Source organism: Faecalicoccus pleomorphus DSM 20574, assembly GCF_000420345.1.
In the GTDB taxonomy this organism is placed as follows: domain Bacteria; phylum Bacillota_I; class Bacilli_A; order Erysipelotrichales; family Erysipelotrichaceae; genus Faecalicoccus; species Faecalicoccus pleomorphus.
This window is the reverse complement of the sequence record NZ_ATUT01000008.1, coordinates 1-16,580: the sequence shown is the minus strand read 5'-3', so window position 1 is coordinate 16,580 and position 16,580 is coordinate 1. Positions and strand designations below refer to the sequence as shown.

11 protein-coding genes and 1 tRNA gene are annotated in these 16,580 nt (G+C 35.4%); 11 read left to right on the top strand and 1 reads right to left on the bottom strand.

The window, feature by feature from the left end; all coding sequences use genetic code 11:
• Positions 1 to 528 precede the first annotated feature (528 nt).
• Positions 529 to 605: transfer RNA gene (locus tag G413_RS0104835), tRNA-Arg, on the bottom strand.
• A 56-nt stretch (positions 606 to 661) separates the two neighbouring features.
• Here G413_RS0104835 and G413_RS0104830 point away from each other — a divergent pair.
• The 11 genes from G413_RS0104830 (at position 662) to G413_RS0104775 (ending at position 16,327) form a co-directional block, all read left to right on the top strand.
• Complete coding sequence (locus G413_RS0104830; protein WP_022789801.1) at positions 662 to 1,450, top strand: InlB B-repeat-containing protein; 789 nt, start codon at positions 662 to 664, stop codon at positions 1,448 to 1,450.
• A 309-nt stretch (positions 1,451 to 1,759) separates the two neighbouring features.
• Entirely contained in the window at positions 1,760 to 8,326 is a 6,567-nt protein-coding gene (locus G413_RS0104820) for a Spy0128 family protein (protein ID WP_022789799.1), read from the top strand.
• 167 nt (positions 8,327 to 8,493) lie between these two features.
• The gene (locus tag G413_RS0104815; protein ID WP_022789798.1) at positions 8,494 to 9,975 is read left to right on the top strand and encodes an LCP family protein; all 1,482 of its coding nucleotides are present in this window, start codon (positions 8,494 to 8,496) and stop codon (positions 9,973 to 9,975) included.
• A 19-nt stretch (positions 9,976 to 9,994) separates the two neighbouring features.
• A complete protein-coding gene (locus G413_RS0104810) occupies positions 9,995 to 10,687 on the top strand; it encodes a YveK family protein (RefSeq protein ID WP_022789797.1) in 693 nt (230 codons plus the stop codon).
• 6 nt (positions 10,688 to 10,693) lie between these two features.
• Positions 10,694 to 11,482: a tyrosine-protein phosphatase gene (locus tag G413_RS11000; RefSeq protein WP_022789796.1), complete on the top strand. Its 789-nt coding sequence runs from the start codon at positions 10,694 to 10,696 to the stop codon at positions 11,480 to 11,482.
• Positions 11,479 to 12,150 carry a CpsD/CapB family tyrosine-protein kinase gene (locus G413_RS0104800; RefSeq protein ID WP_022789795.1) on the top strand — a complete coding sequence of 224 codons (672 nt, stop codon included), beginning with the start codon at positions 11,479 to 11,481 and terminating at the stop codon, positions 12,148 to 12,150. Before G413_RS11000 ends, G413_RS0104800 begins: the two co-directional genes overlap by 4 nt.
• A gap of 18 nt (positions 12,151 to 12,168) precedes the next feature.
• On the top strand, positions 12,169 to 12,873 hold the full coding sequence (locus tag G413_RS0104795) for a hypothetical protein (protein WP_022789794.1): 705 nt from the start codon (positions 12,169 to 12,171) through the stop codon (positions 12,871 to 12,873).
• 359 nt (positions 12,874 to 13,232) lie between these two features.
• A complete protein-coding gene (locus tag G413_RS0104790; protein WP_022789793.1) occupies positions 13,233 to 14,432 on the top strand; it encodes a nucleotidyltransferase family protein in 1,200 nt (399 codons plus the stop codon).
• 18 nt (positions 14,433 to 14,450) lie between these two features.
• Positions 14,451 to 14,801 (top strand): PqqD family protein, encoded by a 351-nt coding sequence (locus G413_RS10995; RefSeq protein ID WP_022789792.1) that lies wholly within the window; start codon positions 14,451 to 14,453, stop codon positions 14,799 to 14,801.
• A 2-nt stretch (positions 14,802 to 14,803) separates the two neighbouring features.
• Positions 14,804 to 15,847 (top strand): radical SAM protein, encoded by a 1,044-nt coding sequence (locus tag G413_RS10990; RefSeq protein ID WP_022789791.1) that lies wholly within the window; start codon positions 14,804 to 14,806, stop codon positions 15,845 to 15,847.
• 15 nt (positions 15,848 to 15,862) lie between these two features.
• On the top strand, positions 15,863 to 16,327 hold the full coding sequence (locus G413_RS0104775) for a hypothetical protein (RefSeq protein ID WP_022789790.1): 465 nt from the start codon (positions 15,863 to 15,865) through the stop codon (positions 16,325 to 16,327).
• Positions 16,328 to 16,580 lie beyond the last annotated feature (253 nt).

The following is a 16,580-nucleotide window of genomic DNA, read 5'->3' as shown; positions in this document are numbered from 1 at the left end:
ATCGATTTCTTTTTTAGGTACACGGACAATCATTCATTTATATTTTTTCATATTTTTGAATATGTTTTGTCTGATTAAGATTGTTATTTTTACTTTTTTGCATGCTTGATTTGCTATTATTGAAAAGGTCTTGAAATAGTATTATACTCTAAGCGTTGATGTGTTGCCCTTTTTTATATCCTACATACAATTGGGCTTTTTTTTCTTGTCAAATTGATCTTTTTTTCGATTCGATAAGATAGCACATGAACAATCATTTTTAATTGAATCATCCGCACAACCTCCTGCAAATAATATTGATGTGTTTGATTAGTGGTGTGCATTAATTCTTTCACCATTTCAAAGACCTATCATGCAAGGTAGTTATCTACCTCACACCTTTATTATGCATATTAAATGACTAAAAATGTTTATCATTCATAAAATATTAAACCTTATATTTTGATGTTGCCAGAAAACAAAAAACCACTCAAATCTCCTTTATATAAAGCAGATTCAAGTGGTTTACAATACCAACCTATAAAAAAATGGCGTCCTCGGAGGGATTCGAACCCCCGACCGTGCGCTTAGAAGGCGCATGCTCTATCCAGCTGAGCTACGAGGACAGCAACGATATATTACCACATTTGTGGTATAATTACAATTGTGAGGGAAGAAAAAAATGGAGAAAGAACAAGAACATAGAAAGGGCTATCTGTTTGGCGGCTGGTATATTGATGAAGAGTGTACAAAACGCTTAAATCCAGGCGGAATTTTGCCTACAACAATGACATTATATGATAAATGGATTCCGATATGGTATAAGATACATTATGATCTGGATGGAGGAATGAACTCTCGTTTAAATCCACAATTTTTAAATATTGAGTCTGGTGTTTTACGTTTATATCCTGCCAAAAAATCAGGAATGGTATTTGATTATTGGAGCTTGAATGGTCAAAAGATCCACGTGATTCCGGAAGGACAAAGTGAAGAAATTACTTTGAAGGCGCATTATCGTTCCAGAAGCAAAGTTTCTTTTGAATCCAATGGCGGAGGCAATATTGAACCTAAACTGGTGGATTCTAATGGATATCTTAAACCATTTCGACATCCATTAAAATTGGGACATGAGTTTTGTGGATGGTATTATGATTCTAAGTTTAAAAATCCATTCTCCTTTGATCAAGTGATCAAAGAATCTTGTACTTTATATGCGAAATGGGAGGTTGCGATATACCACATACGTTATAATGCCAATGGTGGTATATCATCACGTAAAAATCCACACGTCTATACTTATTTCAATTCTGATATAGAACTTTTGCCAGCATATAAAAAAGGGTATGTTTTTGATGGATGGTTTGATCAAAGAGGAAATCCGTTAAAGAAAATCTATGCACATAGTATTGGAGATAAGTTTCTAATTGCACATTTTCATAAAGAAAATCAAGAAGTAGGAACAGGATAGGATGTTAAAAATTTGACATCCTATCTTTTTGTATTGAAAAGTCATGGATGCAGACTAGAAATTTCTATTGAAAAGATGATGATTGTTTTGGCAAAGATTATTAATGCTTGAGATGGATATACTATTTGGAAATTAATTTATAAAAATCAATATATGGATAAAAATCACCACTTTCAGTTATAAAACGGATATATATCCCCACCTTTTACCTTTATTTAGTTATAAAATAGCTATTCATTGACACTTCTATACGGGGGAAGGTAAGATTTTAATGACTTAGATTAGATTCGTACAGAAAGGGAGATTTTTATGCGATTAAAAAGACGAAGAAAAGTCAGAAAGTTAGTGGCAGGAACACTAGCCTTTATTGCGTGTCTGGCAATGGGGATGACGATGTTTTTTTATCAATCCAATGCTGTATACGCAAGTGAAAATACAGCAGACCCATCAACTGCTATGAATTATCAAGAAACGTATAACCAGGGATCTACACAGTATGCAGGTCGCATATGGACTGATAAGAGTGTAGGTACTACGGCAGATTATGGAGGTAAGAATTTCGAACTTGAAGATGGAGAAGATTTTCTAGTAACTTTTTCTGCTTTATCAAGTGCTCAAACAATTAAATCACAAACAGCATCTCCAATTGATGTCGTTTTTGTATTGGATTTTTCTGCAAGTATGACATGGGGTGTTGATAGCCAAAAAGTTTCGAATCCGGATGGCTCAGACTCTCGAATTAAATATTTAGTGGATTCTTTAAACAATACAATTGATACCTTAGTGAATGCGAATGAAAATAACCGTATAGGCATAGTGACATTTAATCGTGTTGGTCAGGTTTTTATGGATTTGACATCTGCAAAAGAGATTAAAGCTAAGAATATCAAGAATAAGAACTATTTAGAATTGGTTAATTTTTCTGGAACAAATGGTCAAGATGATGGACAATCAACAGTTGAAAATCATATAAACAATGATAGTAGAAAAACAGATTCTAAGACAAATATTCATTATGGTTTGAACGAAGCTATGCAGATGTTAATGGGTGTAGAAGATACAACAGTGATTATTGAAGGAAAAAACGTTCAAAGAATTCCGAATGTAGTATTGATGTCTGATGGTGCACCAACGACTATATTTAGTGATCGAGGAGAGATAGACTGGTGGGAAAATCTAGATAACAGTGATGATTCTATAGGCTGGGGTGATAATTCTAATGCGTGGTCAGCCAATGGAATGTTGCCTATGATGACAGCTTCTTATATGAAAAATGTTGTGACTGAACATTATTTTAATGATCAGATGAATATCTATACGATTGGATTTAGTACAAATCAACAAACGGATGAAATGGTAGAGTTGGCCAATTTGGTTTTAAATCCTGATGATAATTTAGATCAGGCTAGCAAGTCTGGTACCGCTGAAATCAGATTACTTGCTGAAGCATGGGAGGAATATTCAACTGGTGGTGATCCGAGTGTTCACTATGTTACAGAAAGTAGTAGGGAATCACATAATTATAGACTTACACATCCAAACTCAAATGATATTACTACTTTAAAATACAATACTGAATATTATCCGGCAAACAATTCTAGTGAATTAGATCAAGCTTTTGAATCTATTACCAATTCCATGGTCGATCAAGGGAAAGCACCTACAGAAGTCACAGGTGGCTTAACGAATAGTGGGTACATTACATATACCGATACTATTGGGGATTACATGGAATTAAAAGATGTAAAAGGATTGGTGATTGGAGATAAATTCTTTGAAGGAAATTACAATAAAGAGACAAACTCTATTACTTTAGATACGGCAAATGACACATTTATAAACAATGTTTATGGTGAACAAGATTTACGCAATCTTCAAATTACTTTGTCTGAACCTGAAGAAAACGGAAGACAAGTTTTGACGATGAAAATTCCAGCTTCTTTGATTCCGCTTGTACATGATACAATTGAACTCAATAATGATGGAACTGTTAAAACGTTTGATGAACAAACAATGTATCCGATGCGATTAGTCTATAGTGTTGGATTACAATCGAGCATTAAAGATGATGATGGAAATATTAATTATTCTAAAATTTCTCCAGAGTATCTGGCAGATACAATTCATCAAGATGGAAATGGAAACATATTATTCTTCAGTAACTATTATGACGGAACAAAATTAAGCTTAACCGATGATAAAACTGCAGGAAATGCATATGTGGAATATGAACCGGCTCATGACAATAGTTACTATTTCTTACAGGAAGATACACCGATTTATGAAAATGGTGGAAATGGCTTAACGCAAGTTGAGGCAGGTACTTTTGATCCAACAAAAACATATTATGTTCCATTCACATATTATCAAAAAGATGAAATGGAGCCAGTTACTAAATATGAGGAACGATTGGGATCAGTAATGAGTGAATATGTAATATCAGATGTAGATGGGAAGGTCTATCTAAAGGCTGGTTCTCCGCGTTTGGGAAATATTGCAGCTTTTACAAGGGATAAAACAAGTAATGAAACCAATACAGCGATTACTTCTTTTGCACCAACATTTAATTTCCGTACTTCTGGTGATGCACAGAGTGGATCTTTCTGCGTATATTTAGGAAATAATGGTGTAGTAAAAGTGCCATCGGCTTCCTTGATTATTCAAAAACAAGTGACTGCAGAACAGGGATTCACTGCTCCAACAGATGCAACATTTACTTTTGAAATTGCTTCGCAAATAAAGAAAAACACTAAGGTTTCTGGTATTATTTCTACCAATGATAAAGAAGAAACAACAGAGATTGATTTTAATGAAAATGGCACGGCAACCGTTACATTGAAGGCAAATCAATCCATTGAACTATTAGGAATGGGTAATGCTGATTACAGCATTCAAGAAATCAATAATCCAACTGGATTTACGTTATCAAATATAACGGGAGCAGATAAAATAGAGGATTCTATTGCCAGCGGAGATATTTCGATAGGAACAAATGAAAGTATAACTTTTACCAATACCTATAAACCAGAACCAGTTGTGATTGGAAAAAACACAGAAGCTAAAATTCAAGTTCAAAAATCATTAACCGGACGGAATTGGCAAGATGGTGATGCGTTTACTTTCACTTTAGATGCTTATGGACAAGAAACACAAGAAGCAATCAACAATAAAGATGTAATTGTACCAGACGATGCAAAGACAGTAACAATTACAAATGAAAGTGAAACAAAAGCTGATAGCTTTGGAGATATTACTTTTAATAAGCAGGGGGCATATACATTCATTGTACAAGAGACAAAAGAAAGTATTACAGGTATTACTTATGATGATGCTGCCTATTTAGTTACAATTTCTGTTACAGATGCAAAGGGACAATTAACAGTAGCTGAATCACAATTTGTAAAAGGTAAAATAGAAGAGGATGATTTTGTAAAAGATAATGATCAAACCGATGTTGATGCGATTACCTTTACGAATAACTTTACACCAACCCAGATTACAAAAACTCCAATTTCTTTGGTAAAGACATTATCCGGGGATCGAACAACACCGCTTCAGGCCGGAGAATTTACATTCAGTATGCAGCTGACAGAAGGTGATGAAACTGGCATAACTCTTCCAGAAACTTTGACAGCTACTAATGATGCGGAGGGTAATGTTCAATTCGGTGATTTAATATTTACCAAAGCAGGTATTTATGAAATCACAATGAAGGAAGATATTCCACAAGATGCTGAAAATAATATGTTGAATGGTGTTACATATGATTCGCATGAAGTTGTTGTGACTTATACCGTTTCTGACGAAAATGGTACTTTAACTGTTGAATCCAAAGTTGAAGGAAAAACTACTTTTGAAAATAAGTACAGTGCAACAGGATCGACAGGAGATACAAATCTGGTGGTAAATAAGACATTGACTGGCAGAGAATGGAAAAAGGGTGATGCGTTTACCTTTACTCTGGAAGCATATGATGATATCACAAAACAAGCTGTAAAGGATAAGAGTGTAGTATTGCCAGAAAATGCAGGTGCATTATTGATTACGTACGATGAAAATGATTCGTCTGCCACAAAGAGTGCACAATTTGGTGAAATTCAAATCACAAAAGAAGGAACATATATTTTTGAAGTCAAAGAAGATGCGACCAATAAAATTTCAGGCATCACTTATGATGCGACAAAGAAGTATGTGATTTTGACTGCTGAAGATCAAAGTGACGGTACGATGAAGGTAGATACTTCCATTAAGACAGAACCAGCCTTAGAATCAGAAGATACAGATTTGTCATTTACCAATACATATAGCACAACAGCCTTTACGGGAGTGCCGACAAGCTTTAATTTCTCAAAAGATTTGGCAGGCCGTGACTGGACAGAAAAAGATGTGTTCAACTTTACATTAACAGGTTTGGAAGGCGCACCAATGCCGGAAGGATCTACTGAACAATCCAAGACGATTGAAGTTACCAAGGATAATGCCGACAGCTTTAACTTTGGAAAAATCACTTATGACAAAGCAGGTAAATATCATTATACTGTTTCCGAAGTGATACCGGAAAACACTTATGGAATAACATATGATGATCATACAGCTGAAGTCGAAGTGGTTGTCACAGATAACGGTGATGGAACATTGAGTGCTGTAGCGCAAACACAACAAAATACGACATTTACCAATACGTATAGTACGACTTCGCTAGATTATAATGCAGTGGGAGCTTTACGTATTCAGAAGAACATGATCGGTAAATCTATTGATCAAGATGAGTTTACATTTACTGTTACGGCACAAGATAAAGAATCCAGTGAAAAAGCCGGTCAGGAAATCACAAAAGTTACCGTGCCGGCACAAGAACTAATCAATAGTGATGGTAGCTATACTTCTATAACAAGTGTATTTGATTCGATGAAATTTGATCAAAAGGATATCGGAAAAACATTTACATATTTAATCAAAGAAGTTATTCCGGATAACAAGCCTGGTTATACGTATGATCAAGTTGAACATACAGTGACAATCCGCGTATCAGATAATGGAAATGGTACACTTAGTGTTCAAACCACAGTGGATGACCAAGTCTTTGATCAAAATGCTGTTGTTGTGTTTAATAACCGTTATGATGCCAGTGGCACATTAGGCGGACAGGGTGCTACAAAAATTCAGACTACAAAAACGCTAAATGGACGTGACATGCTTGCTTCTGAATTTAACTTTGTCATAACGAACACAAAAGATGCCACTAAAACACCGGTATCGAGCGGTACAAACCAGTCTGCAGTGAATGGACAAGCAGCAAACATTGAATTTACACCGATAACTTATACAACCCAGCAGTTGAATGCAGATGTTGCCAATGGTTTAGCTATCAAAGAACAAAATATCTATACTTATAACTATACTGTGGAAGAAATGACACCACCTACTGGTGTTCAAAGTGTACGATCCAGCTTTACAATTCAGGTGCAAGTAACGGATCAAGGCGATGGCACATTAGCTATAGAAGTCATCTATCCGGAAGGTACGACAGCCTTAGACTTTGTCAATGTATATGGACAAAATGCCAAAGCATCCATTGATATGAAGGGAACTAAAGTCTTACAGGCCAATAGTGGAGCGAATCTACCGGATATCACAGGTAAATATCAATTTACGATTACCGGATCTGAGGGGGCACCGATGCCTTCAATCGCAACTGTGACCAATGATGCTTCTGGAAATGTTGATTTTGATTTGATCGAATATACGATGGAAAATGTATTCGGCAATGTCGAAGAGACAACAGAAGATACACAGGAAGTGGACGCATCTACACGCTCTAAGACATTTATCTATACCATTAGTGAATCGGGTGCTGTGGCTGGTGTAACCAATGATACAACTGTGAAGAACGTTACAGTTACAGTGACAGATAATGGAGATGGCACATTAAGTGTTGTTTCTACTCCGACACAAGGACCTAAATTCACATTTGTGAATGTATATCAAACTACGACTGTGACAAGTTCACCAACGGATGGCACAGTATCTATTCAAAAAGAATTGAAAGGTCAGAACTTAGAAGCTGGTCAATTTACATTCCAGATGAAGGATACGGCGGGAAATGTAGTCTCCGAAGCTACAAATGATGCCGATGGCAACGTTGCCTTTGTCCCAATCACCTTTGATAAAGCAGGTACATATCAATATTCCATCTCTGAGTTTAATACAGGAGTCTTGGGTATGAACTACGATACTTCTGTATATAATGCTGTGGCTACTGTTACGGATCAGGGTGATGGTACTTTAAAGGTAGAATGGACGGTTACTAAAGATCAAAAAGCAGTAGATTCTATCGTATTTAAAAATACGTATGCCCCAATCAGCAGTGCCAATGTACAGCTTGGTGCTATCAAGAAGTTAGAGGGTAAAGAGCTAAGCGATGGACAGTTTACTTTTGAGTTAAAAGATGAAGAAGGAAATGTCGTATCCAAAGCAACAAACAACGAAAAAGGAATGATCAACTTTGAACCAATTGACTTTGACAAAGCTGGTAACTATAGTTACACAATATCCGAAGTCAATGATGGACAAGAAGGTATTCAATACGATGAAAGTATCTATGATATCGTGATCCATGTAGAAGATGATCAAAAAGGACATATAGTTGTCACAACTTGTGACATCACGAAAGATGGAGAAGCACAAGAAGCTATCATCTTTACCAATGCATACCAGGAAAATGAGCAGCCAGGAAACGGAGGTCAAGAAGATCCAGGTCAGAATACAGATGGATCTGATACTGCTGCTAAGACAGGAGCGGGATTATTCATCAGCTTAATTGGCAGTGCTGTCTCTTTAATGGGGCTCTTATTGGTATGGCGTAAACGAGCTTAATAAACACAAACAAAGGGACTTCGGTCCCTTTTGTCATATATTCATTGTTACAAAATTGTTATATGAATGAAATTTCCAATTATACATCATATGGCTATTGTATTTGAATTTAAATACGTTAAAATAATGATTAGGTTATTAGAGGGTGAGATACAAGGAGGATTCCAATGAAAAAGGTGGAACGTATTTTGTATGTCACACTTTCTGTACTTTTAGTATTGTGTACAGGTTTTTTATTCTATGAATTGATCACATTGAAGGCAATACCTAATCAATTTTTGTTCTTAGCTATTGCCGTTTTTTGCGTGTTGGATGTTTTGTTGATCTTATTAGTTAATTTCTATTTTAAAAAGAAGGTTGGACGAATCATCAGTGCTATTTTTATGGTCTTGATCATGGTTGTCAGTGGAACTGTTGGTTATTATGTGCAGGCCACCAATTCTATGCTGGAAAAGATATCAACACCATCAAGAGGCGCAAATATGGTATCGGTCATTGTCAAGGAGAGCAGTGATTATGAAACCATACAAGATTTGAAAGAAAAGACGATTGGTATGCTTTCGACGATTTCCAAAGATCGAACAGAGACATGTGTCAAAGATATTGAATCACATCATGTCGATTTTGAAAGTCAGAAGTATGACTCTTTATCCGGTATGGTGGATGCGTTTTATAAATATGAAGTCGATGCCATCATCTTACCGGAGTCCAGTCGCTCGGCAATTACGGATATGGAAGACTTCGCCAACTTTAATATAAATACGCGTGTGATCTTTCAAACAGAGATTGAAGTGAATAATAATACGGAAGCAAAATCTGTCGATGACATCATGAGTCATTCGTTTAATGTACTGATAACGGGTAGTGATTCTCGTGTCGATATTGAAGAAAATGCACGCTCGGATGTGAATATGGTTGTAACAGTCAATCCGAATACGCAGACCATTTTATTGACAAGCATTCCTCGTGACTATTATGTGACAACCGTTTGTGATGCGGACGATGGCTGTCAAAATGGAGCTATGGATAAACTGACACATACAGGAATGAATGGTGTTAATACGACCAAGATGACAATTGAAAATCTTTTAGGGATCGAAATTAATTACACGTTTAAGGTAGGCTTTGACAGTGTAACTGAAGTAGTCAATGCTTTAGGTGGCATTGATGTTAATGTACCGGAAGAAGCCGCTGTTGCCAGTTCTACACAAACCAAAGGATTTAGTATTGCGGCAGGACAACAGCATATTGATGGAAAAACAGCCTTAAACTTCTCAAGAGAACGTTATGCTTATGTGGATGGTGATAGACAGCGAACCAGAAACCAGCAAATTGTTTTGATGGGGATCATTGATGCCGTGACTTCACCATCGGTTTTGATGAATTATACATCACTGTTGGAAGCCTTGGGCAACACCTTTGAAACCAATCTCTCCAGTGATGAAATTGCCAGCCTGGTGCAGTTTCAATTGGATAAAAATCCGTCATGGAAGATCGAACAATATATGTTGGATGGAACCGGTGATAGCTTGATGTGTGCAGAAATAGGGACAACAGCGTATGTCATGATTCCCGATCAGGCAACCGTCAAAGAAGCAAAGCAAAAGATTTCCGATGTATTGCATGCCGATACATCCACTAACGAATAAAAAAGAAGGAGTACATATAATGAATGAAAAAATGGAAATAAATCAGGATGAAATGGTGATTGATCTAAAAGATCTGTTTGCGGCATTGAAAAAACGAATTATACCGATTGCCTTTACTTCCATTGTCTTTGCGATAATTGGATTGGTGCTTGCCACATTTATCATTCCAAAGCAATATAGCAGTGAGGCGACGATTTATATTACACCGCGCATTAGTGAACAAGGAGCCATCGATTATAACAGTATTCAAACAAACTCTCGTATGGTCAATAACTATATTCAAATCTTACAGGGAGAGACAATTACGGCAGAAGTGGCAGAAAAAGTAGGCTTAGATAATTACCAAGCTGTTTTAAGTACCCTAAAAATCAGTAATGCCACAGATACCGAATTGATCGATATTCAATCGACGACAACAGATCCACAGCTAGCGTATGAAATTGTGGAAAACACCATTTCTGTATTTAATGAAGAAATGTTGGATGTACTTCGTATTGATAACTTAGCTGTCATCAATGAGCCAAAAGTCAATGAAAATCCGGTATCACCAAGCCGTTCAAAATTTACTCTAATGGGATTTATGATAGGTTTTGCACTTTCAGCAGGGATAGTCATTGTTCATTATTTGTTTGATAATCGTCTTCGTACAAGAGAAGCCGCTGAAAACTATTTAGGCATTCCAGTATTGGCTGCTGTACCTTATAAAAGGTAAGATTCCATGTCTTTTATAGATACGCACAATCATTGTACCTGGGGGATTGATGATGGCATACAAACGCTTGAAGAGTGTAAGATGTTGTTTCAAATGGCAAAAGAAGATGGCATTGATACCATTATTGCCACACCACATTTTATACCCGGAAGACAACAGTGGAACGAAGTGAGTCAAATGGCCAATCGAATGGTTGAAACAAGAGACTTGGCTCATACTTTTGGAATTGACTATTATTCCGGCTGTGAGCTGTTCTTAAATGAAGATTATTTAGAAATGATAGAAAACGAATGGTTTTATCCATTAGCCAATTCGAATTATGTTCTTTGTGAGTTTAATGTACAAGAAAAGCTACAAGATACAACACAGGTAGAAGATAGGTTGTATGAATTAATTATTCGTGGGTATACACCAATTGTAGCGCATGTAGAACGATATTTTCATACAAAGATTGATTTACAACGTGTGCAAGACTGGATCGATATGGGTTGTAAGATTCAAGTTAATCGCACCAGTCTATTGGGACATCATGGAAGAACCGTCCAGAAAAATGCTTATCAGTTATTTAAACATGGTATGGTGCATCTTGTGGCCAGTGATGCGCATCGGACAAGGGGTCATCGAATTTGTCAGCTATCGGATGCGTATCAATGGATACAAAAGAATGTAGGACAAGAAGCAGCAGATATAGTACTTCATAAAAATCCGGAGCATATTTTAAAAAATGAACCATTTGAAACGATAACAAAATCAGGATCTCATCGAAGATTCTGGAGAGGAAAGGAATCAATATGAAAAACAATACGACAAAGAAATCAAAGCAGTTTGATGAATTGGAAGTGTATCGCCATTTACGTACCAACATTGAATATTCTTCTGTAGATACAAAAGTGCAGGTTGTCAATATTACAAGTGCAAATTCTGGTGAGGGAAAAACGACAACCGCTTCGAATTTGGCTATTGTCAGCGCCAATCAATTTAGTAAAGTATTACTTGTGGATTGCGATATGCGAAAACCTTATATTCATAAAAAGTTTAATATCTCTAATCGTTTTGGATTAAGTAACGTATTAGCGCAGGAAGACATGAATATTCCTGATACTTTCTTTCAGAAATTCAAAGATAAAAAAGGAGATGGTATCTTGTATGTATTGCCGGCCGGCATTAAAGTACCTAACCCTTTGGAACTATTATCCAGTGATAAGTTCAAAGAATTTCTAGCCTATATGCGCCAACGTTTTGATTTTATCATTTTAGACTGTCCACCGGTTCTTTCTGTTTCTGATGCGATACCAGTATCTTGTGTAAGTGATGGAACCATCTTTGTCGTATCGGCTCAAGACACAGATAAAAAGGTGGCACGTACCGCTTTAACACAGCTGCAAAGAAATGGAGCCCATGTTATCGGTTCTGTTTTAAGCAAGACGGATCGAACAACTGAATCCTACTATAACTATTATTAGAGAAAAGGGGGATAAGTGATGGAAAGAGAAACCCGAAAGAATGAAAATAATGAATTTAAAGATCTTCCGGAGGTAAAGATCGATCCGGAAAAAGAATCACCCTTTAAAAAGAAATTCAGTAAAAAAATAAGTATATTGATCATACTCGTTCTTTTAATTGTTTTTGTCTTGATGGCTTTATATTTTGTGTTTGAATCCAAACAACAACCGAATAAACCACAAGAAAATCAAATACAGGAAGAAACAAAGAGTAAATCAGAAGATACAACACCACCAACGTTTGTAGGTATGCAGGATCGCATTGTCATTGAACAAAATGCCTTAGACGTTGATTTAACAAAATATTTCCTGGCTATTGATGAAGATGAACAAGCCAAGATTCAAGTGATAGGGGATGTGAATCTGGTAGCTGAAGGTGAATATCCGATTGTTGTCAGTGGTGTGGATGAAGAAGGCAATTCGGTAGAACACAATGTCACTGTACAAGTAGTCAATGAAAATACAATGAGTACTGGTATTGAGCTTTCCTGTTATATTGATGGAAGCATTCCACTGGAAGCTGGAACCAAACAGCGCTTGTTGGCTAATGTTATTTATTTCTATTATCAAGATCAAAATCCGGAGATCCAACAAAAGATCAATGAGCTCCAGATTGATGTCAGCCAATATCCAACACAAACTACATGGCATCCATCCATGCAACAAACAACACCGACAGTATAAAGTGAGAGCAGGTAACTCTCACTTTTTTTTAGATCTAGTGAAAATAAAAGAGAAATTCAGAATGATTTCAAGTATATCTGAAAAGATTACCAAATTTAGATTTGTTTCAGTTATACTTGAATTGTTTTGTTTATACCTAAGCATGATTTAAAAAACACAAAATATGTGATAATGGTTAAATTCTCCACTTAGTACTATAAAATTAGTTATAAAATGGTTATACTCACCATTTTTAACGCATGTTTGGTTATAAAATAGCTATTTGTTGACACTTATATATGGGGAGAGGGTAAGATTTATTTTGACTAATTTTAGTTAGAGTAAATGGAGAGAGAATATGATTATATTGGATGATAAGAATGCATAAAAATCAATTAACAAAAGAACAAGATATCTTATGTAAAATGATATCCAATGTAATGTTTCAGACAAAGTTTGATAAGAATCAATTTATTGACTTTGATAAAGTTTATGAATGTGCAAAAAAACAAGCTGTAATAACCCCAGCATTTCTAAATAGTAATGAATATCAAATCGATGATTTATTAAAGAATAAAATTTTTTCTAACTTAATTAGCCAAGCCGATTTAACCGCAAGGAATTATTCCTACCATGCTTATCTTCATAGTATCATGAAAAAGCATCATGTTGAGTACTGTGTTTTAAAGGGTGTTGCATCTGCACATTATTATCCACAACCGATGATTCGTCAAATGGGGGATGTAGATTTCATTATTAAACCGGAAGACACTAATAGAGTGGAAACCATACTAAAACAGGAAGGTTTTCATCGTTTAGACCAAAATCATTGTTGTCACAAAGTGTATATTAAAGAAGATATGTATTTTGAAATGCATTTTGATTTTCCGGGATTACCAGATCAAAAACACGAATCTGCAGTAAGAGATGTATTATCCAATTTTTTTGATGAAACACAAGAAATAACAGAAGATGGATTAACATGTGTGGTGCCAAGTGATTTCTATCATGGGCTAGTGATGTTGATGCATACACAAAAACATTTAATTTCAGAAGGTATAGGACTTAGACATTTATGCGATTGGGCAGTATTTATTCAGTCTGTAGATAATTTTGAGCAGCTCTTCAAAGATAGACTTCAAACAATAGGACTGTGGAAATACGCAACACTATTATCAAAAGCTTGTTCCATAGCGTTTGATTTACCTTTTCAATCTTATATGTCAAAAGACGACGATTTGGCATTTATGCTTTTGAAAGATATTTTGGATGGTGGCAATTTTGGAGCTAATAATAATCAACGATATGTAGAAAGCTTGTTTATAACAGACTATGAGAGAAAAAATATCGGACATAAAAGATTTGTGCAATTTATAAGAACCATGAATTCTATGATAAAAGATAAATGGCCTCAAGCACAAAAATTTCCCATACTTATCATCATAGGCTGGATTTATTTTCCTTGTAGAAGAATCAAAAAAATTTGTACAAAAGAAAAAGCTCCAATTCATTTAAAACAAGTATTTTCCGAAAGTAAAGATCGAAAAAAATTGTACGAAAAAATTGAGATTTATAAGTAAGTTTTGCGGGAGGAGAAGATGAAACTAAAAAAAGATTTAGTTTTAAGAAAAATTGCAGGAGAAAATATTGTAGTCCCCATTGGAAAACTTTCACAAATATCACCGATGATGCAGATTACAGATTCAACAGCCTGGTTATGGGAACAAATGAAAGATGAAGATTTTACAGAAGATAGTTTAGTACAAAAAGTTATGCAACATTTTTCAGGAGTGACACAAGAACAGGCACAAAAGGATATTCATGATTTTCTAGATTTATTAGATAAAAACTATATGTTGGAAAATGGAAGACCAGAACCTAAAGTAGGGGTTGCCAAAATAAAGTTGACAAAGGAACAAGCAAAAATGATAGAAAAAGGAAAAAAGTAAGAATGGCAATGCAACAAAATTTACATGGAATTTTGACCATGGCTAGGATTAAGAAAAGTGCTTTTGAACAAAAAATTCCTATTCATGCAACTTTTGAGTTAACTCCTCGATGTGGATTCAATTGTCAAATGTGTTATGTCCATCTTTCAAAGGAAGAAATTACAAATTTTGGAAAAGAATTAACAGGAGACCAATGGCTAGATGTAGCCAAACAAACACAAGAGATGGGTGTTCTTTCCCTTTGCATCACAGGTGGAGATCCCTTATTACATCCTGATTTTAAAGAGATTTGGATTGGCTTATCTAGAATGGGATTTAAAAGAATACTTCAGACAAATGCATCTTTAATCACAGATGAGATTTTAGAGTTATTTGAGGACTATCCGCCTGATTTGATAAAAATAACACTCTATGGTTCCAATGATGAAGTGTATAAAAGAGTCTGTGGTATAGAGAATGGGTTTGGCAAAGTTGATGCAGGTATCAAGAAACTACAAGAAAAAGGGTATCCAATCCAATTGGTTACTACCTTTACAAAACTGAATAAAGAAGATGCGCAAAATATTGCGAGATATGCCAAAGAGAATCAATTACCTTGGTATCACAGCAGCGCTTGTTATCCATCACTTCGTGGAGCTAAAAGTAAAGCAAATGAATGTGCTATTGATTTCTTTTCACCAGATTGTACAAGAGAAATGGCCGATCTCTGGACAAATTTGCCAGCACAAAAAGATGATTTACCAATAAAAAAATGTCAAGGTTATGGAACAGAATTTAATATCAGCTGGAATGGAAATATGATTTTCTGCCTGTTTGTTGAAGAACCTAAGTTATCAGTATTAGATTCTAGTTTAGAAGAATGTTGGCGAATATTTCTAGAATATTGTGAGCATCTTAGATGGCCAGAAGAATGTTCTACCTGTGAAGTAAGAGACAAGTGTAGAAGATGTCTAGCCCATTTAGCCTGTTTAAATGGTGGCTTAAATAAAGTAAATAAAGAATATTGTGAACAAGTAAAAAGAATGCTTGAACAAGCAGATAAATAAAGGAGGAAATAATTTATGTATGGAGAGACTGTAGTTTATGGTACAATTGGGGGTCAGAATCTTAGTAATAGTATGATGAGAGCTAGTATTAATGGATCAACAATTGAAGGTGAAGAATTAGAGGATGTAGTTGCTCCGACCTATGTAATTGCTTGGAATTTTCCAGGTGGAATTACAGGGCATTCTTTTTCTGAATATGGCTCATGGGGGTTTCTGTTAAATGTTGGAGAGCCATGCGATGATGTGCAGTTAGCTGAACGTTTAAATGCATTGGGTCTTATTTCTTATGAAGGAACAGATCTTTCAACTATAGAATTTCCAGAAGGGGAAGAAGCAGCAAAGAATGAAATTAACAGATTACTAAACCAATATTTACTTAGAATGATGAATTATACAACAAATAATCCTAGTGGTCCATATAATATTTATGCATTTCAGAATGCTTTTTCAGGATGTGTAACTGTTGTATCTGGACAGTAATAATTATGAAGACCTGGTACAAAGTGGTTAATAAAATAGGCATAGGTTTATCAAAAGATATATTGCCTTATTGGCAGCAATTTCAAATAGATAATCGAGGTTTGAACATTGCTGATTTAGATATATCAATTAACAATTTTTCACATTTTCAGTATGGGATTGATAGCATAAAATATCTTGTGTAAATTCGTTTTTCTGGAAATATAGAAAAAAAGGTATATCCTTAGTAAAATTAGTTCGACCAAAAACAATT